This window comes from Acinetobacter venetianus RAG-1 = CIP 110063 (genome assembly GCF_000368585.1).
Classification (GTDB): Bacteria; Pseudomonadota; Gammaproteobacteria; order Pseudomonadales; family Moraxellaceae; genus Acinetobacter; species Acinetobacter venetianus.
In genome coordinates this window covers 442,625-462,034 of the sequence record NZ_KB849558.1, presented here as the reverse complement: position 1 = coordinate 462,034, position 19,410 = coordinate 442,625, and the positions used below count along the sequence as shown (strand labels likewise).

Below are 19,410 nucleotides of genomic sequence, written 5' to 3'. Positions count from 1 at the left end.
TTGGATAATATATGAATCAGTTTGACCAAAATAATGTGTCCAAACATTTGGAGCATGTGCGTATTGTGATGGTCAATACGACACTCCCTGCAAATATTGGTAGTGCTTTACGTGCAATGAAAACAATGGGGTTATCAAAACTTGTACTTGTTGCACCGAAAACTTATCCGCATCCAGACATTGATGCACTTGCTGCTGGTGCACAAGATCTGATTGAAAAAATTGAGATCGTTGAGACTTTAGAACAAGCCATCCAAGACTGCCACATTGTTTTTGGTACAAGTGCCCGCAGTCGTACCATTCCTTGGCCTCTATTGGACGTGCGCCCTGCTGCAACAGAAGCATTACAAGCTGCAAGTAAAGATCAAAATATTGCGATTGTGTTTGGTCGCGAAGATCGTGGACTGACCAATGAAGAACTCGCATTGGCAAACTATCATTTAACGATTCCAGTGAATCCTGAATATGGAGTGTTAAACGTTGCACAAGCAATTCAAGTGGTTTGCTACGAATTGCGTATGGCAGCTTTAGAACAAAATCATTCTAATACTGAAATTCCAAATGACCACATGCAGCTTAAACAACAGCAAAGCATGGAATGGGATGAGCCTCTAGTCACCCAACAACAGATGGAAGAATTTTATCCACATCTTGAGAAGATGTTGACTGATATCGAGTTTCTAGATCCAAATAACCCGCGCTTACTCCCTTTACGTTTGCGTCGTTTATTTGGCAGAATACAATTAGATCGTATGGAGTATCATTTACTACGTGGTATTTTCAGTCGTGCACAAGCATTAGCCAACGGCTCATGGAAAAAAACTAACAAGGAGGATCATTCTCATGATTAAACAGCTTAAAGAAGATATCGAAGCTGTATTTGCGCGTGATCCTGCTGCTCGAAATACACTTGAAGTTTTAACAACGTATCCAGGAATTCATGCGTTGATTATGCATCGTATGGCACATGAGCTCTGGAAAAAAGAATATAAAGGTACGGCACGTTTACTTTCCTCTTTTAGCCGATTTGCAACAGGTATCGAAATCCATCCCGGTGCAAAAATTGGAAAACGTTTCTTCATTGACCACGGCATGGGTGTGGTGATTGGTGAAACTGCTGAAATTGGTGATGACGTAACGCTTTATCATGGTGTGACGCTAGGTGGTACAACATGGAATAAAGGTAAACGACATCCAACACTTGAGGATGGGGTAGTTGTAGGCGCAGGCGCGAAAATATTAGGACCATTTACAGTACATAAAGGTGCTAAAGTTGGTTCTAATGCTGTCGTTACCAAAGAAGTGCCTGAAGGTGTAACTGCGGTCGGCAGCCCAGCACGTTATATTTTCAAAGAACAAGCAACAACTGAGCAAACTGAACAAGAAGCGCGTCGCCGTGATTATGCAGCGACTATTGGCTTTGAACCCTATGCCACTACACAAGACCAATCTGATCCAATTTTGGAGGGTATTCGTGTTTTACTCGATCGTATGCAACAAAATGAGAAGCGTATGACAACACTCTGCCAACGTCTTTCTTTGCTTGACCCAACCTTTAAAGGGCAAAGCTCAAAAACTCAACCATTTAGTAAAGAAGAACTCAAAATCATTGATGAACTACGTCGTGAATGTGAGGCACAGAGTAAAACTTCAGCAACATAATACAATTTATAAAAAATGTAACATGCTTCTCATTGCAAGTTGGTTTTGCTTTTCCTAGACTGGTAAAACCAACGATCTACCTCTCATTTAACTAAAATTAATGGATGTAAAGCATGAATTTTAAGCCTTTGGCACTACTTGTACTTTCAACTTCTGTTTTGACGGCCTGTGGTATCGCTCCCACTAAAAAGGACAAGGCAACCGAACCGTTCGTTTTTAAAGAACCAGAACCTACTGCACCATTTTATGCTTTAAATCCAACCAACTATGATGCGCCTCCAAGTTTTGAAGTTGCACTCAAAGATGCCTCTGCACAACCTGTAACAAAAATGGTAGTTTCTCTACAAAACGATCCATCAAAATCTGCAACTTTAGATATCAATAAACTCATAGTACCAACGATTGATAGCAAAGAACGCAACATGAAATATGCTGTTCTCGCGGGTGAGAATGAAGTTGATGTCACTGAAATCGATGATTTCTTACAACTTGTTGAAGGTAAAGCTCGTCATTACCCACCTCGCTTCCCTGATCGCCAAGAGCGCAAAGGCTACGAAGTAAAATTGAAAGAAATCACTCAAAAACTTGATGCTTTAGCGGAAAAGCCAAATGCTTCTCTGGATGTTCTCACACGTGCATTTAAAGCGAGCGTTATGGCGCGTAATTTAGACTTAGGTACGTCATACACATCGAAGTCTTTGAATTATGCACAACGTATTTTAGCGATCAAACCAAATGATCCTGAAACAAATTTCTGGTTTGGTTTCGGTCTATCTGAAGGCGGTGGTCAACGTGAAGCCATTCCTTACTTAGACAAAGCAATTAAAGGTGGTGTTCAAGAAGCTTACCTTTCTGCTGCAAATAACTATTTATGGTTAGAGCAAAAGAAAAATGCAATTCAAACGTTAAAGAACTACAAGATCAATTACCCTGATGAAGCAGAAGTAACCGACCGTTTAATCAAAGAAGTTGAATCTGGTAAACGCTGGAACGTTTGGCAAGTTCTGAACTAATTTGCATCCTTTTTTGTAAAAATAGACCGTTTTTTCACGGTCTATTTTTTTATGTACATTGAAAAAGCGATTAAATTTCGTATGATAACCATAATCTTTGTGCATATTTATAGAATTCTAATGCCTGCATTCAAGCCAAATTATCGTCTCTTCGCCCTCACGATACTGAGCACAATCGTAATGAGTGGTTGCCAAGTTGTTAGTCTCAAACAACAGGCATTAAATGTCACAATCGCCAACGAACGTAACAGTATCTTAACTCAGAAAAAACTGAGTGAAGCCAGCCTGAATGTTCTTTCGATGTCTGGTAAAGAATCAAAAGTCTGTATGCAGAATCCAGATCAATGTATTGCTGATCTACATAAGATTCCAGAAATTATTGATGAGCAATTGCTCTCTACAGCGAGTGAGTTGTATCTTGCTAAATCTAAGCTTCTTTCTGAATCTTCGGAATGTAAAATTAGCAAATTAAGTAAGCATAAGTCTGATGATGAACAAAAGATTATTCAGCAAAACTATGAAAAATGTATTGATCAAGAACTAGAAGCTTTAGATAAAAGTCTGCGCTATAGCTATGCTTATCTATTTAAAACCTCGCGCCAACCGCAAGAACGAATTTTTGATAACCGACAAGTTCAGATTAGAGATTTCTATAACCAAGCCCTTACACAGCTGGTAAATGTCTATAATGTGAGAACACCCTCTCAAGATATTGCACCAACCTTAAAAATTGGTAAAAGTACCTACACCATTGATATACAAGCTTATCAACGACTGCAAAATATGAAATTAGAGAAGTTTATCTCTAGTTATAATATGAACTTTTCTGGTTTACGTGCGATCAATCGTCGAGATGGTTTTGGTTCAGATTTCGTTGCGGTATTTCCAGCGAGTGACCCATCAAAATTAGAAAATAAATACATTCTTGACCCTCTCACCTATCATTATCCGAAAGGGATCAATCCAAATATTCACAAAGCCCGCTATTTAGCAGCAACCATTATTGCGCAACCGAAAAAGAGAACTGCAACAGTTGACGATGTTTTAAATAGTCCCAATTTCGAAATTAAAGTTTATGATCCCTACAGTGTAGATAAAGTTGATATTGCTGGAAAAACATACTCTCTCGCTGCAAATTTCTCAGCACCCTATGGACTTTGGCTTGCAGAAAATAACTTAGGTGCTGCGGCCTATTTAACCTTGATTGATCGTGATCAACGTTTAACTATGCCTCATTTATATATGCTCGAACCGTATAATCCGAATAAAAAAGTGATTGTATTGGTACATGGTTTGGCCAGTAGCCCTGAAGCATGGATTGCTGTGACCAATGACATCATGGGTGATCCAGTTTTACGTGAGCACTACCAAGTTTGGCAGATTTTTTATTCTACCAATATGCCAATTTTAGAGAGTCGCTTTCAAATTTATGCATTGCTCAAACAAGCTTTTGCATCACTAAATCCAAAAGATCCAGCAGCTAAAGATTCTGTGCTTATTGGACATAGTATGGGCGGAATCATCAGCCGATTGCTGGTTAGTGATGCAGACATATCAAAACAAGCACTCGCAATGATGAGCAATCGTCAGCAAACACGTTTAAGAAAACATCCTGTGATTGGTGAACGCTTGAAAATGGAACCAATTACAAACTTTGATCGTGCGATTTTCCTCGCTGCACCGCATCGTGGTACAGACTATGCCGATCGATGGTTTACCTTAGCAGCACGTAAAATTATTAAACTTCCTGCAACTTTCTTAACTACGTTAGCAGATACATTAACCAGTGATGATGTTGATCTAAAAGATTTCGTGAAAACACTCACTAATGATGTCATTCAAAATGGACCAAGTGATCTCAGTAAAAAATCTAAATTTATGGAGCTTACCGCTGATATTCCACCGGAAAAAGGCTTGGTGTTCCACTCTATCATGGGCAACATTACCAAAAGTGATGATCCAAATGTGATCACAGATGGAATTGTGACTTATAAAAGCGCTCATTTAGATGGTGCTGTTTCAGAAAAAATACTTCCAGGTGGACATTCAATTCAAGAAACACCAGCTGCAGTTTTAGAATTGCGTCGTATTTTACGCCAACACTTGGTTGATCATGGTTTGTATAAACCAAAAAATTAAGTATAAAAAAGCCCCAATAAATTGGGGCTTTTTTATATCAGTCGATTTATACGCCTGAACGAATCATGTAATCAAAAGCAGAGAGAGAAGCCTTCGCACCTTCACCTGTCGCAATGATAATTTGCTTGTAAGGCACGGTCGTACAGTCACCTGCCGCAAACACACCTTTAACATTGGTTTCGTTACGATCATTAATCACGATCTCACCACGATTGCTGAGTTCAACCGCACTGTTCTTTAAGAAATCTGTATTTGGTAATAAACCAATTTGTACAAAGATTCCTGCAAGTTCTACAGTATGTTCAACATCTGTGGTACGGTCTTTATATTTCAATGCTGTAACTTGAGAACCATCACCCACCACTTCCGTACTTAAAGCATTCATGATCACTGTGGTGTTTGGTAAGCTATTTAACTTATCTTGCAAGACTTGGTCTGCACGAAGTTTGGTATCGAACTCCACCAAAGTCACATGCTCAACAATCCCTGCAAGGTCAATCGCAGCTTCAACACCAGAGTTACCGCCACCAATCACGGCAACACGTTTGCCTTTGAATAATGGACCATCACAGTGTGGGCAGTAGGCAACACCACGAGTACGGTATTCTGCTTCACCTGGTACATTCATTTCTCTCCAACGTGCACCTGTTGATAGAATGATGGTTTTTGATTCAAGCTTAGCACCATTCTCAAGTTCAACTTCAACCAAACCATTGGCTGTTTGATCTGCACCAGTGATTTTGCTGACGCGTTGCAAGTTCATGATGTCTACGCCATATTCACGTACATGCGCTTCCATATCTTGCGCAAACTTCGGACCAACCGTTTTTTGAACCGTGGTAAAGTTTTCAATATCCATGGTATCCATCACCTGACCACCAAAGCGCTCAGCAACGATACCTGTTTTGATGCCCTTACGTGCTGCATAGATCGCTGCTGTACCACCCGCAGGACCACCACCAATCACCAATACATCAAATGCATCCTTGGCATTGATCACAGCAGCATCTTTCTCACCAGAGTTAGTATCTAACTTAGCCACGATTTCTTCCAAAGTCATACGACCTTGACCGATATGCTGATTGTCTTGGAATACCATGGGTACTGCTAAGATTTTGCGTTCTTCAACTTCGTCTTGGAAGAAAGCACCATCAATCATGGTTGCCGTAGTATTTGGATTATTAATCGCAATTAGGTTTAATGCTTGCACTACATCTGGACAGTTATGACAGCTTAAAGATACAAACACATCAAAGTTTGCAGTTAAATTTAAGCCTTTGATTTGAGCTAAAACTTCATCAGAGACTTTAGGTGCATAACCAGATACTTGTAGTAATGCTAAGATCAAAGAAGTAAACTCATGTCCCATTGGTAAGCCTGCAAAGAACACACGAGGTTGTTCGCCTGCTTTAGCCACACCAAAACTAGGACGGCGAGCGTTTGAACCGTCAAAACGCGCCGTAACTTGGTCAGAAAGTTCAGCAATCTCAGTCACAAGTTCTCTGATTTTTTCTGCTTTGTCAGACTCATCTAAAGCGGCAACCAACTCGATTGGACTTTCTAAACGTTCTAAGTAAGCTTTTAATTGATTTTTAATATTTTGATCTAACATGTATTTCTCCAAATGCTAAGACTTTAAAATCTGCTAAATTCATTCAATGAGGCTATAGTACGCAAAAGCGTTAAATAGGTAAAACAGTATGTTTTTATGAGTTTGATCGGATAAACCGAATACAAGGCTAAGCATCAAGTTGATGTGCAATTCGATTACGTCGACTTTTCAAATGAGATGCTAAAAAATATAAAACCATACTTATCGCTATTGTGACGAACAGCAATCCCCACACCACCACATTTACGATTTGAGCGATACGCTCAGCCTGTTGGGCACGTAAATCCAATGGCTGTGTCATTAATGTAATACTTTTGCCGTAGAGCTGTTGTTGCATAACCCATAATTGCTCAGGCTTGAAATCGTACTTTTGGAACTCTGTAGGATTATTTCGCTCTGCATTAATTAGCTGATTTACATAAATATTGGCAGTTTTTCGGTCTATCGGATCATGCAATAAAGCGACTTGCGCCAACACATAAGCTTTCTCAGTTGCAGAAGCATTCGACTGATTCAAATCCTGTGCGATTTGGCTTTCGATAATATTATTTTTATAGCTCATCCACTGCTGATAAGCTTTTTCAGTTTCATCTTGCCAGTCATACTGAATATAACTCATACCTGACCATAACAGTGTGAAAGCAATGATCCAAGCAACGACTCGCAGTGTCCAAGCTTGAAAACGTTGTCGAAAAAAGTTTAATTTTTTTGCCCAACGTAGTAATAAAAATGCACCAATGAATGCAACGAATATTTTTATAAATAACCAGCCAAACCAAGACAGTAAATTAAAAAAATAATCTACTGGCTGTTTAAATGGAATTAGATCTTGAACATGGTAAGGCAAGTCCAAAGTTTTAACATGCATAGAAAGATCAAAAAAACGATAGACAAATTCTTTTTGGAAAAACAATGCAGTGATCGTCATTAACACCAAAGCACTGCTTAAAAAAAACCAAATCATCAGATGACGTTGGCGTTTTTTTAAAACCACTAAACGCTGATCAATTGGCTGTACACTGAACTCGTCTATCGGTGACAATGATTTTTCCTCTGCTTAAATCATGATTGAAAAGATTGGCTATTTTCTAGAACCAATTGATTCAAACTCTCTTGTAATGCACGTAAACGTGTCGTTGCTTCAGCACGTTTTTGCATCCCCTCTTTCTGAATCTGAATCACATCATTTACAGTTTTAATGAGGGTATTTTGCACATGTTCAAGGGTTTCGACATCAATAACCGAGCGCTGATTCGCTTTTGCGGTATCGACCGAGTTTTGATGCAATAATTCAGCATTTCGACGCAATAAATCATTTGTCGTGTCATCAATTGCTTTGGCTAACTGCACACTATTTTTTTGTTCCTGCAATGAAATCGCTAAGCTAATCTGGTTTTTCCATGCAGGAAGCGTAATGTTTTTGATCGCATAGAACTTATCAACCAACATTAAATTGTTGGATTGAATGATCCGAATCATCGGCAAAGTTTGCATTGCAGATTGTTGTAAAACCTGCAAATCACTGACTCGCTTTTCCAGATTATTTGCCAAATGATTTAAATCATAAATCTGCTGTGTTGTCTGTTGATCTTGCTCTTGAGTTGTAAGTGTTGAAATCTGTTGTTGAATGTCTTGTTGCTTCAATTGTCCAGCAGCAATATAAACACCAAGTTGTTTATATTCATCTTGAACGGCATCAAACATTTTGTCCAAAGTTCCAACCCGTGCTTTCAAACCAGACTGAGAACTTTCAATTTCTTTCACAAGAACATCAATCTGTTCTTTTGTCGTATTAAAGTGTTGGTCAAAACTTTGCTTTGCACCTTTAAACTTACTTAGCAATCCGCCAAAGAATCCTGAACTCTTTGATTTATTTAAAATGCTTGTCGTATTCAACTGCTGTGCAACTTGCACAACTTCATTTAGCTTTTGCCCAGTTGCATCTAAGTCTTTGTTTTGAACAAGATTAAGCAACTCATCTGTATATGTAGATGTTTTATTGGCAATATTTTTACCATATTCAGCAACAACTGTCGTACTAATGTCAGCAAGCTCTTGATGTGCATCCATTACTTCTGCAAAGTCTTGAACCTGTAAGCCCAATTCTTTCAAGTTAAGTTGTTCAAAGCGTTGCTCTTGATTAACAACCAGTTCATTTGATGAATTGCTCAGTTCTGAATTAGACATAATATTCCCCTCTTATTTCTGTAATGATTTCTTAAGATTTTGAATGAGATGTTCTCTGCTTTTATCCAACTGTTCAAGTGTCTTTGTCGAATTGCTCTCTCGACTTTGTTCCAAATGATAGCGCCATGCTGGAATCAAAACCTGCTGCGCCTCTTTAAAACGATCTAATAAGCTAAATGATAAATGTTGTGATAACTGCATTTGTTTTAATGCAATATCATTACTGGTTTGTAAGGTTTGTAAGGTGTTTATTTTTTTAGACAGTCGCTCTACAAAGTGATCTAAAGTTTGTTGCTTACTGAACTGAGGATACTCTTGCAAGAACTCTTCAGCAGCACGAATATACTCAGCCATTTGCTCTCTTAAACCGACAACCTGCTGTAACCGTGATTGAGATTTTTGAATCTCTATCTGTAATTTTTGACTGAGATAATTTGCCTCATCAATTAAACGATCAAAATTCTTTAGGTATTTGATCTGACCAGCATCGTACTCGATGTCGATCCCTAGCCATTTTTGCAATACATTAAATTTTCGTTGACCCAGATACTTATTCGAACGAGACAGTTGTTGAATAATTTGATGAATAACTTCGCTCAATTGCTGATTCAATTTAGGATCAACACCATTTAAGAGTACGCTTTGAGCTTGCACCAAATGATCAGCATAATGATTTAAACGATGCGGATCATTCAGCAACGGGACTAAATCATTACGCTTAATCGCCAAGATATGTTCTTGATTTATGTCAAGCTGTGATAAAGGAATTAAATCAAGCGGTATGGTCATAGAAATAGAAAATAATAAGAACAAATAAATTTGAACATTCTATTTTTAGCATGTTCTTACTATTTCGCATACTGAATTGTTGTTATGTTTTGCACGATTGCTGATTGTTATTTTTAAAGATTTTATGATTTTTGTGGAATCGCATAGGTTCCAATCACATGAGCGACAGGCTCATCATCATCTAAAGAATAGAGCCAAACCTCACCTGTAACTAATGTTTTACCTACTTTAATCAGTTTACACACTGCCCGAATATTTTGATTCCCATTCGGTTTTCGAAAGAAGTTAATGGTCATGTTGGTTGTAACGGCCATCGTCACCAAACCAATATGACCCATGATTGCCACATAGAGCGAGAAATCAGCCACCAACATCAGTGTTGGACCAGAAACCGTTTGTCCAGGACGCAAGTCATCAGCATCAATTTGATACAATAACTGAGCGCCTTTATCGGTGATTTCTTCAATGCTGGTTTTTTTAAGTGCTTGTGGAAACTCTTGAGCCAAAAAATCAATAATTTCATGTTTTCCAATCTTCATCTGCTTTCCAAATTTTTCAATGTGATGTTTTTTTAAGATATCCGTTTCAAATTTTATTCGGCTTGATTAGAAAGCTCATTTAAAACTTGCCAATATGTCGGCGCTTCATCGACATGGCCTTTATCGCGTAACATTTGATGCATCTTTGGCAATTTGAAATATGGAACAGTAGCCATCAAATGATGCTCTTTATGGAAATTCACATGAATTGGTGCAACTAAAGCCCGAGCAATATAGCCTGCCTTTGTGGTTCGTGTGTTGGTTAATGCGCTATGACTGGTCTCCATACCAGCATGTTCAGCCATCGAACGAACTCGCAAAAACAATGGAAATGGTGTCAAATAAGCCAGCACCCAAAGTGCATACAGTTTAGGATGCCCTGATGCCCATAAAGCTGAAAATAAAGCTGCATTGGTTACAATCGCACCACCACTATTTTTTAAGAATGTTTTGGGATAATCAAACCAACGACGACCTTCTTGATAAATCCAACGACGGTCATTCGACACCGTCCACTCCATTTTCTCAACGTCCATCAATACCCGACCAACTGCAAACTTAAATCCAGTCACGCCAGATAAATCACGTATAAATTTACGCATTAACGATTTCTTCGTCGTCGGAAATCCTGTTACAAGCGATAAATCAGGATCATCCATTGTAGAAGTCTTACTATGATGACGCAGATGATGGGCACGATACTTATGCAAATCATTCCAGATTGGACGAGCACACAACCAGTCCGTTAAAGTGTCATTTAACCATTTCGTTTTGAATAAACTTTGATGAGAAGCATCGTGCATGATGATTGCCAAAGCTAACTGACGACCTGCCAGAATAATTAGCGCAGCAATACAGAGTAATAATTTTCCCCAATTCGGTAAATATTCCCAAAATCCGGCCACGGTAGCAAAAGTACCGCCAATGACTGCCCAAGTAGAAAAAACAGCCCAGCCACCATGCAAATCTGATTTAGTTGTTAATTCCGTTATTTCATCTCTCGTGAATAAATCACTGATTGCTATACGCGTATTCATATCCCTTACCTACAATTGTTCTAATTTTATAAATACATAAATCTTAATTTTATTTTAAATTAAGTAATATTTCTGTCAATCTATTAAAATTTATTTTTTAGTAATATTTGTAATCAATCTTTACTCTAAACTGAGTTCATAAAACTTCTGCCACAATTCCAAACCTGTTCGATCTAGCTGTTGAACGCTTGTCGCAAATTGATCTCTTAGTTGCACATCAACAAAATCTTTGGGCAATAACGGATCGTTCATTAATAGTGAAATCGTTTGGCGACCGAGTAATAACGATTCTCTAGCTGCTGCTTCCAAGCTTAATTGACTTACCGTCAGCAACCACTCCTGAATCATTTGACTGTATTTTTTATAGTGCTGATTGAGATGCTCTATTGGCCATAACTGATAGATCTTTTCTACTGTGTCTTGATCAAAATGAGAAATCTGACAAATCTTGGCACTACTCTCTAAGCCTGAAGCTTTTAATTCAGTAAAAAGATGATCAAATGAAATTGCCAAATTATCTGGACGAATATAAATCCCTTGCTCTAATTCTTTAAAACCAAAATGTTTTAACGCTCGTTCTCGACGATTTAAAGCGGTACGATCGACACGACCCAACTCACCTGTAAACACAGCTAAATATTGCTGATTCCATTTTTTGGTTTGTTTAATTCCGTTCTTACGGTTGAGCATCACATCTGCCCATTCATGTGATTGCAGTGTAAATTGATAAACCCCTCGTTCAATCGCCTCAATGACACCGTCACCAGATAATCTAGTTACCGCGACCCGTATGCTATTTTCACTAATCTCAAAAAGTTTCCCTGCAATAATAATTTGTTTAATCGAGATCTCACGACCTTGTAACCCTAGAAGTAAATCAATGATCAAATCCCGGGCATTCATTTTTGCTATTGTCATGTTGCTATTGAACCAGTTTAAAAATAAAAAGAGCGAAATTAAGGTGAAACAGTTTAACTTAGAATTTGCCTCTTTTAGTCATCTTTCTAAAAGAGGCTTATTTTTTAATTATTTATAGGAAAATGAACAATAAAATGATACCAAGCACAATACGATACCAAGCAAACACACGCAAAGTATGACGTTCAACAAACTTTACTAATGCACTCACTACAAGTAGCGCTGCAATAAATGCCGCCACAAAACCAACACCGATATTCAGCATGTTTTCTTGCGTCAGGACATCCGCATTACGTGCTAAATCAAATACAGCTGCACCTAACATGGTTGGCATTGCCAAGAAGAAAGAAAACTCGGTTGCTGCTTTACGAGATAGGCCAGAGAACATTCCACCGACAATCGTTGCACCTGAGCGAGATGTTCCAGGAATCATTGCAACACACTGCGCACAACCCACTAAAAATGCTTGTTTATAGGTAATTTTTGTTGCTTCAGTGGTTTTATGATCAAACTTAATCGACTCAACCCAGAAAATAATTAAACCACCGACAATCAAAGCAATTGCCACAACAAGTGGGCTAAACAATACACTTTTGATGAAATCAACAGCGAAAATACCAATCACGACAGCAGGGATAAAAGCCAATAAAACACTAAAGGTAAAGTGTCTTGCCTCAGTATCTCCACTAAAGAAACCTTTAATCAAGTCCACAATCTTTTGGCGGTATAACCAACATACCGCCAAAATTGCACCCAGCTGAATAACAACTTCAAATACACGACCATCATCAGAATGGAAGTCAATCATATGACCAAATAAGATCAAATGCCCTGTACTTGAAATGGGTAAGAATTCGGTAAGACCCTCGATAAAACCTAAAAATAAGGCTTTTAAAATTTCAATATGTTCCATAACTTACTCAAAAAGCGTAAATACAAAAATAAAAATAAATGGCAAGCTTACATGTAAATAAGAATATTTTATGTGACTGTCACGTAATAATTTTGACAGCACAATAAGCAAAAATTTATCAGTAGATTCTAGATAATCATCAAGCTGTTTTTCTTTTGCATTTGTTCAACAACATCTTTGGTATCAAATCCTAAACGCCAATACAGCAATTCCAAAACATCTAGCTCGTCCTGAGTAATAATCCGATCACTCCACAAGCAGCGTTCAGCAATCGCCAAGATATTTAGACGATCACGTAATAACAGGCCTGAGACATCATTTAGGATTTCAGCTAAATCTAAAGGTTCATCTGAAATATCAGCAAAAGTTTGCATTTCAACAGCAGTTAAAATCTTTCTTAAAATACGTTCACGCACTTCTAACTGATTCGGACTATTGATTTGTTGAACATGCAATAATGCATCAACCAAATGAACAATCTGCGATTTAACATCTTCAATAGCTGTTGGTAAATGTGCAGGCATCAAATTTAACTCATGTTTGACTCGTTCAAGTAGCAAAGCATCAAGTAAACCAACTTCGCCATCTTCCTGAATGATACAAGCAAGCTTAGTTAAAAATTGACGGGCAATACTGGTTGGCATATGACCAATATTTTTACAAGCATCATGGAAAATTTGCACATGAATACGGCCATCAAGATTCAACAAAGCATCTACAATCGCATGGCTCACAGGTGCATCTTGAGGAATAAACTCTCGATATTGACGAATCATCAAGATCGCCACCATCACTTCTCTAGAACCCGTTGCGGTCTGCATAGCACGTTGGATTAACTCTGGACGCTTTTTATTTTTACGCATCTCAGGATTCAAAGGCTTAATGGCATCATTCAACGCAAAACTAATTGGAGACAAACGCAATAAAGGTAAAGGCTGCGGTGAACTCCAAGGTGTCGTAATATCGGTAATTTCTTCTTCTAATGATCGAAACAAACTGAATAATGGTCGATTTCGAAGTTTGCGCAGATTTTCTAGCTGTAAATCTTGCAACAGTGTTGGATTCAGTTCGTAGATACGATCTTTAATACTTGGATGAATATTCATCCAGCTTTGCGGACTCAATGAATTGGCAAAGCACATATGCGAGATTGATTCAGAATAAGCACTATGAATCTGCGAACCAGTATGATGCACATAAATTCTTAATAACGTTTGGATATTGGCATTGTTATTCATCAACCGCATGGTTTTCAAATCATTACGGAAAGTTCGACCACTCAAAGTCAAATATTTGATTAAACGAGTAATTAAAATACCCAAACTACCAATCAGCCAAATCACGCCACCGATTGCCACGAAAATCGTTTCAAACTTATTTCGATAGGAAGTTGCATAAGGGTTATAGCCTGCCTGAGCTAATTTACTTCCCCATTGACTGAACGTTGTTAGTCCGCTGTATAAAATTTTAAGCTTGGTGTTTTCAACAGCTTCACCAGATAGAATTTGATTGAACTCATAACTAAGTAAGCCATACAGCTCAAGTTCATCTAAGTTCTGCAAAGCACCCCAAGTTAGAATAATCACAATATCCTGTGATTTAAATCCTGCTGTTAAGGCATTAACACCGACTTCATCGGGCAATACATACACTGCTGGTGTATCAATTGCAAAACTACGCGCGACTTGCTCTACTACTTTAAGTGCGGTGCTTTCTTCAGGGGTACTTTCATCAAAAACAAGACGACGAGCTTTTAATTGCTTGGCAAGCGAATGTCCACCTTCACGCAACACATAAAGCTCAGCACAAACAGACCAAACTAAGACAAAGAAAAGCAGAAAGATGAAATACGGACTGAGAACATGCCACCAAATCAGCTGGGTGTAATCAAAGAAATGCACCACCAAACCCAAAATTAAATTGAGAATAAAGACGGTTAATAACATTGCGAGAATACAGAAACTAACTGACCACGCAATATTCTTATTTTCAATTAAATAATGGCTCATTTCTTTCAATGTAAATTTTCCTTATTACATTGTTTCTATCCGAGGCATTAGCGCCTTCTGTATCATAAAATAAAAAAGCGGGAAATTCCCGCTTTTCTGGATATTAAAATGATTACTCTTCTTTAATACCTGTTAAATCAACTGAAGCTGCATCAATATTTACATCAATATAACCATCAGTTTTTTTCTTTGCTGTATCGCTACGTTTTAACTCAAGGTTAATTAAATAGTCGTTATCAATGCCACCAGCAACATAAACACCATCAAAGACAGAACAGTCAAACTCTCTTAAATCAGGAACTTTGCTTGTACGCACTGCATTTTTCAGATCTTCAATTTCTTGGAAAATTAAACGATCTGCACCGATAATTTCACGAATTTCTTCAACTGTACGATCAGAAGCAATAAGCTCAGATTTTGCTGGCATATCAATACCATACACGTTTGGATACTTCACCATCGGTGCTGCTGAGGCAAAGAATACTTTTTTCGCACCAGAGTCACGCGCCATCTGAATGATTTCATTACACGTTGTACCACGTACAATTGAGTCATCGACTAAAAGAACATTTTTGTCTTTAAATTCAAGCTCTACCGGATTCAGTTTTTGACGAACTGATTTTTTACGTTGTTGCTGACCTGGCATAATAAAGGTACGACCGATATAACGGTTTTTCATGAAACCTTCACGGAACTTCACGCCTAAAATATTTGCCAACTCTAAAGCTGATGTACGGCTTGTATCAGGGATTGGAATCACAACATCAATGTCATGCTCCTCACCCCATTCTTTTAGGATTTTATGCGCAAGCTTTTCGCCCATTTTCAAACGAGCTTTATAAACTGAAATACCATCAATTGTTGCGTCTGGACGAGCAAAATAAACGTATTCAAAAATACATGGACGGTATTCAGGATTAACTGCACATTGCTTAGAGAATAATCGACCTTCGCTGTCGATAAAGATAGCTTCACCTGGTGCAATATCACGTTCAATTTTGAAACCAAGCGCAGTAATTGCAACTGACTCTGAAGCAATAATATATTCTGTACCTTGATCAGTTTCTCTTGAGCCGTAGATCAACGGACGGATACCATTTGGATCACGGAAGCCAACCAAACCATGCCCTGTAATCATCGCAACTACACCATAAGCACCTTTGCAGCGCTCATGAACGCGAGAAACCGTATGGAAAATATCTTCAGGTGTTGGATTTAAAGTACCAATTTTCTGTAGCTCATGCGCAAATACGTTAAGTAATACTTCTGAGTCAGAATCAGTATTCATATGACGTAAATCTGTTTTAAACAGATCATCATGAATTTCAGCTGCGTTGGTTAAGTTACCATTATGTGCAAGCGTGATACCGTAAGGTGAGTTTACATAAAATGGTTGCGCTTCTGCACTGCTAGAAGAACCCGCTGTTGGATAACGTACGTGTCCAATACCATAGTTACCAAGCAAAGCACGCATATGACGAGTATGGAATACATCGCGCACCATACCGTTGTCTTTGCGGAGGAACAAACGCCCTTGATGGCAAGTAACAATACCTGCTGCATCTTGTCCACGATGTTGTAACATCGTCAAGGCATCAAATAACATTTGGTTCACTGGCGATTTACCGGCTATCCCAACAACTCCACACATAGCAACCTCGCGACAAGCTAGGAACGGGGTTTGACCCCAATTAATAAAAAGGATTTTTCGTCGAATGATCAGCGCGCTGATCCGTAGCAGCACGTTCTGACTCGTCCATTTCAGTTGAAGGGCGATGCAATAGCGCACCTTCAGACCTCATTTGATCTAAAGCTTGATTTGCAGCATCTTTGGAAATTTCAGTCGCCAAAGGAGCATAAGGTAATAAAATCTGAATTAATTTTGACTGTTTCCAGTGGGGAGAACTATCCACCCAAGGTCCTACACCTTGCATGGCGATCAGAACAATCAATAGTCCTTTTAGAGAGCCAAAAGCACCACCTGCTAAACGATTTAATGGGCCCAGTTTTAAACTTTTCAAGAGCCCATTTAAAAGTGCGCTAACAATCCATGTACACACAACAATGATCAATACAATAAAAGCAAAAGCTGCAATTTTTTGCACAACAGGGTCTTGGCTGAGACTGCTCATTGCAGGTGCCAATATAACTGCGTACTTTGCCCCAATGATCAATGCAAATATCCATCCGACCAAGTTCGCAAAGGCTTTAATAAATCCTTGACGCAAACCGTTTAGCCCTCCAATGAGCAAAATGATCAGAATAATGATATCAAGCGTGTTCATTTCACACTGTCATCGCGTTAACACAATCTTTAATAAGCGTTGGACCTGTATAAATAAGGCCACTATAAACTTGAACCAAGCTCGCTCCTGCTTGCTGTTTTGCTACAGCTTGCTCACCATTTAAAATACCACCAACACCAATGAGTGGAATCTGTCCGTTCAGCACTTTAGAAAATTGACGTAAACACTCAGTACTCTTTTCAAATACTGGTGCACCAGACAATCCGCCTGCCTCATTACCATTTGGAAGGTTTTCAACACCATCACGACCAAGCGTCGTATTCGTCACAATAAGACCATCAATTTTGAACTGAATGAGTTGAGCTGAAATAAATGAAATATCTTCTGGTGTAAGATCAGGAGCAACTTTGAGCACTAAAGGAACATAATGATTATATTGTTCAGCAAGTTCTAGCTGTCGATCTTTCAAAGTTTGTAATAACTCTGTAAGTGCATCACCACTTTGTAAGCTACGCAGATTTTTAGTGTTTGGAGAGGAAATATTGACTGTAATATATGAAGCGTAATTATATACTTTTTCTAAACAAATCAAATAATCAGAAACAGCTTCTTCGACAGGAGTATCCGCATTTTTTCCGATATTAATTCCTAAAATCCCTTTAAACTTTGATGATTTAACATTTTCAATCAGTTTATCAACACCATCATTATTAAAACCCATACGGTTAATAATGGCTTTTGCTTCAGGAATACGGAATAAACGTGGCTGAGGATTGCCGGCTTGAGGACGCGGAGTGATTGTACCAATTTCGATAAAACCGAAACCTAATGCTGCTAAAGCATCGATATGCGCACCATTTTTATCCAAACCCGCGGCCAGACCAACAGGATTTGGAAACTCGATACCCATGCAAGTTACAGGTTTTGCAGCAACTTTTTGATGCATAAAACCCAACTTATGCGCTTTATCAAGCATAGAAAGTGTGAGTTCATGTGCACGCTCTGGTGCTAAAGTAAACAACAAAGGGCGAGCCAATGAATATAACATACCAATCACAGTCTACTGATTTTCAAGTAGGCATATTATAGGCATAGGCTTAACAAAACGCCATGCCTGACAAGCGCTTATTTTGTAGAGTCGTTGCTTTAATGTTCCTTGAATATACAACTATGAAAATAAGTCGATACAAATCCTCTATTTTTTATTTACATCTCTATCAAATAAAAGTAGGTAAGTACCTTCGAGTACTTACCTACTTGTTATTCATACATGATGTGTTATTTCCAAGAATAGGAAACACCAGCACCTACAGCGGTTGTATTACCATTATTAAAGCCAGTTGAGAATGCGCCTTTAATTGCGACACCATTATCAAAGTAATGACTTGCTCCCACTGCGATCGCGGACTGACTATCGTAATAACCCATACCTACACCAACAGTTGAAGCTCCTGCTTCTGCAGGCATCGGAATATTTGTCATCGCACTAATACCTGCAATACCTTGTGCAGCAATATCACGATTCTTTCTAACGGTTTGATTGGTTTGATCTACACGATTTGATACATCCCTAAAACTATTTTCTAGATCAGTCACTTTTGTATCAGTGTAAGCTTTCGCATCTGATAATACTTTAGCATCAGCAGTTTTGTACTCTTGTCGCATGACGGTTTCACGGCTATCTGTATAACCTTTAGCGCTACTTAAAGTTGCCTGATCACCAACATCAGCATACGTTTTAGCATCACTTAGAACTTTTGCATCAGCATCTTTCATTTGTTTGAGGTTAACTGCATCAGTATCTTGAACACCCGCTGCGACATGAATAATTTGACGCTCTTGACCTGAAGCGCCAACTGATACAGTGTTATCTCGATCTGAGGCAGAATCATTACCCAACACAACAGCATTTTTAGCTGAAGTATTTACATTATTACCAACAACAAAAGTTCTATCCCCTGTGATGGTATTGTCATTGCCGACAGCATAACTGTCGTTTGCCTGAATTACGTTTGGATCGCCGAATGCCCCTGAGCGATTTCCTTCAACTTTGTTACCTTTACCCACTACAGTATTCGATTCTCCTGTAGCAGATGCTCCTGAACCAACAACCGTATTATTATTGCCATCAGCTATAGCACCATCGCCCAATGCTGTTGCACCTGCACCTGTCGCTTTTGCACCAGTACTAGATTCATTAGCTTTCGCATCTAAGAATGGTGACGAGCCACCTTGACCTTGCTGTCCCTCTATCCATTGTTGTTCTGTGCCCGTATAGCCATTATCAACCGCAATTTCATAAGCACTCTTACCTGTCGCTCCAGTGTCGCCTTTATCTCCCTTGTC

General features: G+C 38.7%; 17 protein-coding genes. 4 read left to right on the top strand and 13 right to left on the bottom strand.

Features of this window, described 5'->3' with window-relative positions:
* The first annotated feature begins 11 nt into the window (after window positions 1-11).
* The 4 genes from F959_RS07650 to F959_RS07635 all read left to right on the top strand — a co-directional run bounded on the left by F959_RS07650 (window position 12) and on the right by F959_RS07635 (window position 4,814).
* Window positions 12-851 (top strand): RNA methyltransferase, encoded by an 840-nt coding sequence (locus F959_RS07650; protein WP_004878821.1) that lies wholly within the window; start codon window positions 12-14, stop codon window positions 849-851.
* Window positions 844-1,662: a serine O-acetyltransferase gene (cysE, locus tag F959_RS07645; RefSeq protein ID WP_004878820.1), complete on the top strand. Its 819-nt coding sequence runs from the start codon at window positions 844-846 to the stop codon at window positions 1,660-1,662. The genes F959_RS07650 and cysE overlap by 8 nt, the downstream gene beginning before the upstream one ends.
* Before the next feature lie 113 nt (window positions 1,663-1,775).
* Window positions 1,776-2,675 (top strand): ABUW_2363 family tetratricopeptide repeat lipoprotein, encoded by a 900-nt coding sequence (locus F959_RS07640; protein ID WP_004878819.1) that lies wholly within the window; start codon window positions 1,776-1,778, stop codon window positions 2,673-2,675.
* Between the two features lie 120 nt (window positions 2,676-2,795).
* Window positions 2,796-4,814 (top strand): esterase/lipase family protein, encoded by a 2,019-nt coding sequence (locus tag F959_RS07635; protein WP_029424883.1) that lies wholly within the window; start codon window positions 2,796-2,798, stop codon window positions 4,812-4,814.
* Window positions 4,815-4,860: 46 nt separating this feature from the next.
* Here the strand turns inward: F959_RS07635 and ahpF are convergent, their stop codons facing one another.
* From ahpF to F959_RS16730, 13 genes are all read right to left on the bottom strand, one after another.
* The gene (ahpF, locus tag F959_RS07630; protein WP_004878817.1) at window positions 4,861-6,426 is read right to left on the bottom strand and encodes an alkyl hydroperoxide reductase subunit F; all 1,566 of its coding nucleotides are present in this window, start codon (window positions 6,424-6,426) and stop codon (window positions 4,861-4,863) included.
* 127 nt (window positions 6,427-6,553) lie between these two features.
* Window positions 6,554-7,468: a hypothetical protein gene (locus tag F959_RS07625; RefSeq protein WP_004878816.1), complete on the bottom strand. Its 915-nt coding sequence runs from the start codon at window positions 7,466-7,468 to the stop codon at window positions 6,554-6,556.
* A gap of 20 nt (window positions 7,469-7,488) precedes the next feature.
* A complete protein-coding gene (locus F959_RS07620) occupies window positions 7,489-8,613 on the bottom strand; it encodes a toxic anion resistance protein (RefSeq protein WP_004878815.1) in 1,125 nt (374 codons plus the stop codon).
* Window positions 8,614-8,625: 12 nt separating this feature from the next.
* Window positions 8,626-9,402, bottom strand: a complete 777-nt coding sequence (locus tag F959_RS07615) for a hypothetical protein (RefSeq protein WP_004878814.1) — start codon at window positions 9,400-9,402, stop codon at window positions 8,626-8,628.
* Between the two features lie 122 nt (window positions 9,403-9,524).
* Window positions 9,525-9,941: a PaaI family thioesterase gene (locus tag F959_RS07610; protein WP_004878813.1), complete on the bottom strand. Its 417-nt coding sequence runs from the start codon at window positions 9,939-9,941 to the stop codon at window positions 9,525-9,527.
* Between the two features lie 53 nt (window positions 9,942-9,994).
* The gene (locus tag F959_RS07605) at window positions 9,995-10,978 is read right to left on the bottom strand and encodes a fatty acid desaturase family protein (protein WP_004878812.1); all 984 of its coding nucleotides are present in this window, start codon (window positions 10,976-10,978) and stop codon (window positions 9,995-9,997) included.
* Between the two features lie 120 nt (window positions 10,979-11,098).
* Window positions 11,099-11,896 carry a PaaX family transcriptional regulator C-terminal domain-containing protein gene (locus F959_RS07600; RefSeq protein WP_004878811.1) on the bottom strand — a complete coding sequence of 266 codons (798 nt, stop codon included), beginning with the start codon at window positions 11,894-11,896 and terminating at the stop codon, window positions 11,099-11,101.
* Window positions 11,897-12,008: 112 nt separating this feature from the next.
* On the bottom strand, window positions 12,009-12,809 hold the full coding sequence (locus tag F959_RS07595) for an undecaprenyl-diphosphate phosphatase (protein ID WP_004878810.1): 801 nt from the start codon (window positions 12,807-12,809) through the stop codon (window positions 12,009-12,011).
* Between the two features lie 128 nt (window positions 12,810-12,937).
* A complete protein-coding gene (locus F959_RS07590) occupies window positions 12,938-14,827 on the bottom strand; it encodes a M48 family metalloprotease (protein WP_019384191.1) in 1,890 nt (629 codons plus the stop codon).
* A gap of 103 nt (window positions 14,828-14,930) precedes the next feature.
* Window positions 14,931-16,469, bottom strand: a complete 1,539-nt coding sequence (gene purF, locus F959_RS07585; protein ID WP_004878808.1) for an amidophosphoribosyltransferase — start codon at window positions 16,467-16,469, stop codon at window positions 14,931-14,933.
* Between the two features lie 40 nt (window positions 16,470-16,509).
* A complete protein-coding gene (locus F959_RS07580) occupies window positions 16,510-17,103 on the bottom strand; it encodes a CvpA family protein (protein ID WP_004878807.1) in 594 nt (197 codons plus the stop codon).
* Between the two features lies 1 nt (window position 17,104).
* Window positions 17,105-18,112 (bottom strand): quinone-dependent dihydroorotate dehydrogenase, encoded by a 1,008-nt coding sequence (locus tag F959_RS07575; protein ID WP_004878806.1) that lies wholly within the window; start codon window positions 18,110-18,112, stop codon window positions 17,105-17,107.
* A 230-nt stretch (window positions 18,113-18,342) separates the two neighbouring features.
* On the bottom strand, window positions 18,343-19,410 hold a 1,068-nt coding region (locus F959_RS16730; protein WP_004878805.1), incomplete at its 5' end, for a YadA family autotransporter adhesin.

Excerpts from the sequence above, each read along its gene's own strand:
- F959_RS07595 (WP_004878810.1), bottom strand. The coding sequence starts at position 12,809 with ATGGAACATATTGAAATTTTAAAAGCCTTATTTTTAGGTTTTATCGAG.
- cysE (WP_004878820.1), top strand. The coding sequence starts at position 844 with ATGATTAAACAGCTTAAAGAAGATATCGAAGCTGTATTTGCGCGTGAT.
- F959_RS07635 (WP_029424883.1), top strand. The coding sequence starts at position 2,796 with ATGCCTGCATTCAAGCCAAATTATCGTCTCTTCGCCCTCACGATACTG.
- purF (WP_004878808.1), bottom strand. The coding sequence starts at position 16,469 with ATGTGTGGAGTTGTTGGGATAGCCGGTAAATCGCCAGTGAACCAAATG.
- F959_RS07620 (WP_004878815.1), bottom strand. The coding sequence starts at position 8,613 with ATGTCTAATTCAGAACTGAGCAATTCATCAAATGAACTGGTTGTTAAT.
- F959_RS07575 (WP_004878806.1), bottom strand. The coding sequence starts at position 18,112 with ATGTTATATTCATTGGCTCGCCCTTTGTTGTTTACTTTAGCACCAGAG.
- F959_RS07605 (WP_004878812.1), bottom strand. The coding sequence starts at position 10,978 with ATGAATACGCGTATAGCAATCAGTGATTTATTCACGAGAGATGAAATA.
- F959_RS07615 (WP_004878814.1), bottom strand. The coding sequence starts at position 9,402 with ATGACCATACCGCTTGATTTAATTCCTTTATCACAGCTTGACATAAAT.
- ahpF (WP_004878817.1), bottom strand. The coding sequence starts at position 6,426 with ATGTTAGATCAAAATATTAAAAATCAATTAAAAGCTTACTTAGAACGT.
- F959_RS07600 (WP_004878811.1), bottom strand. The coding sequence starts at position 11,896 with ATGACAATAGCAAAAATGAATGCCCGGGATTTGATCATTGATTTACTT.
- F959_RS07610 (WP_004878813.1), bottom strand. The coding sequence starts at position 9,941 with ATGAAGATTGGAAAACATGAAATTATTGATTTTTTGGCTCAAGAGTTT.
- F959_RS07580 (WP_004878807.1), bottom strand. The coding sequence starts at position 17,103 with ATGAACACGCTTGATATCATTATTCTGATCATTTTGCTCATTGGAGGG.
- F959_RS07650 (WP_004878821.1), top strand. The coding sequence starts at position 12 with ATGAATCAGTTTGACCAAAATAATGTGTCCAAACATTTGGAGCATGTG.
- F959_RS07640 (WP_004878819.1), top strand. The coding sequence starts at position 1,776 with ATGAATTTTAAGCCTTTGGCACTACTTGTACTTTCAACTTCTGTTTTG.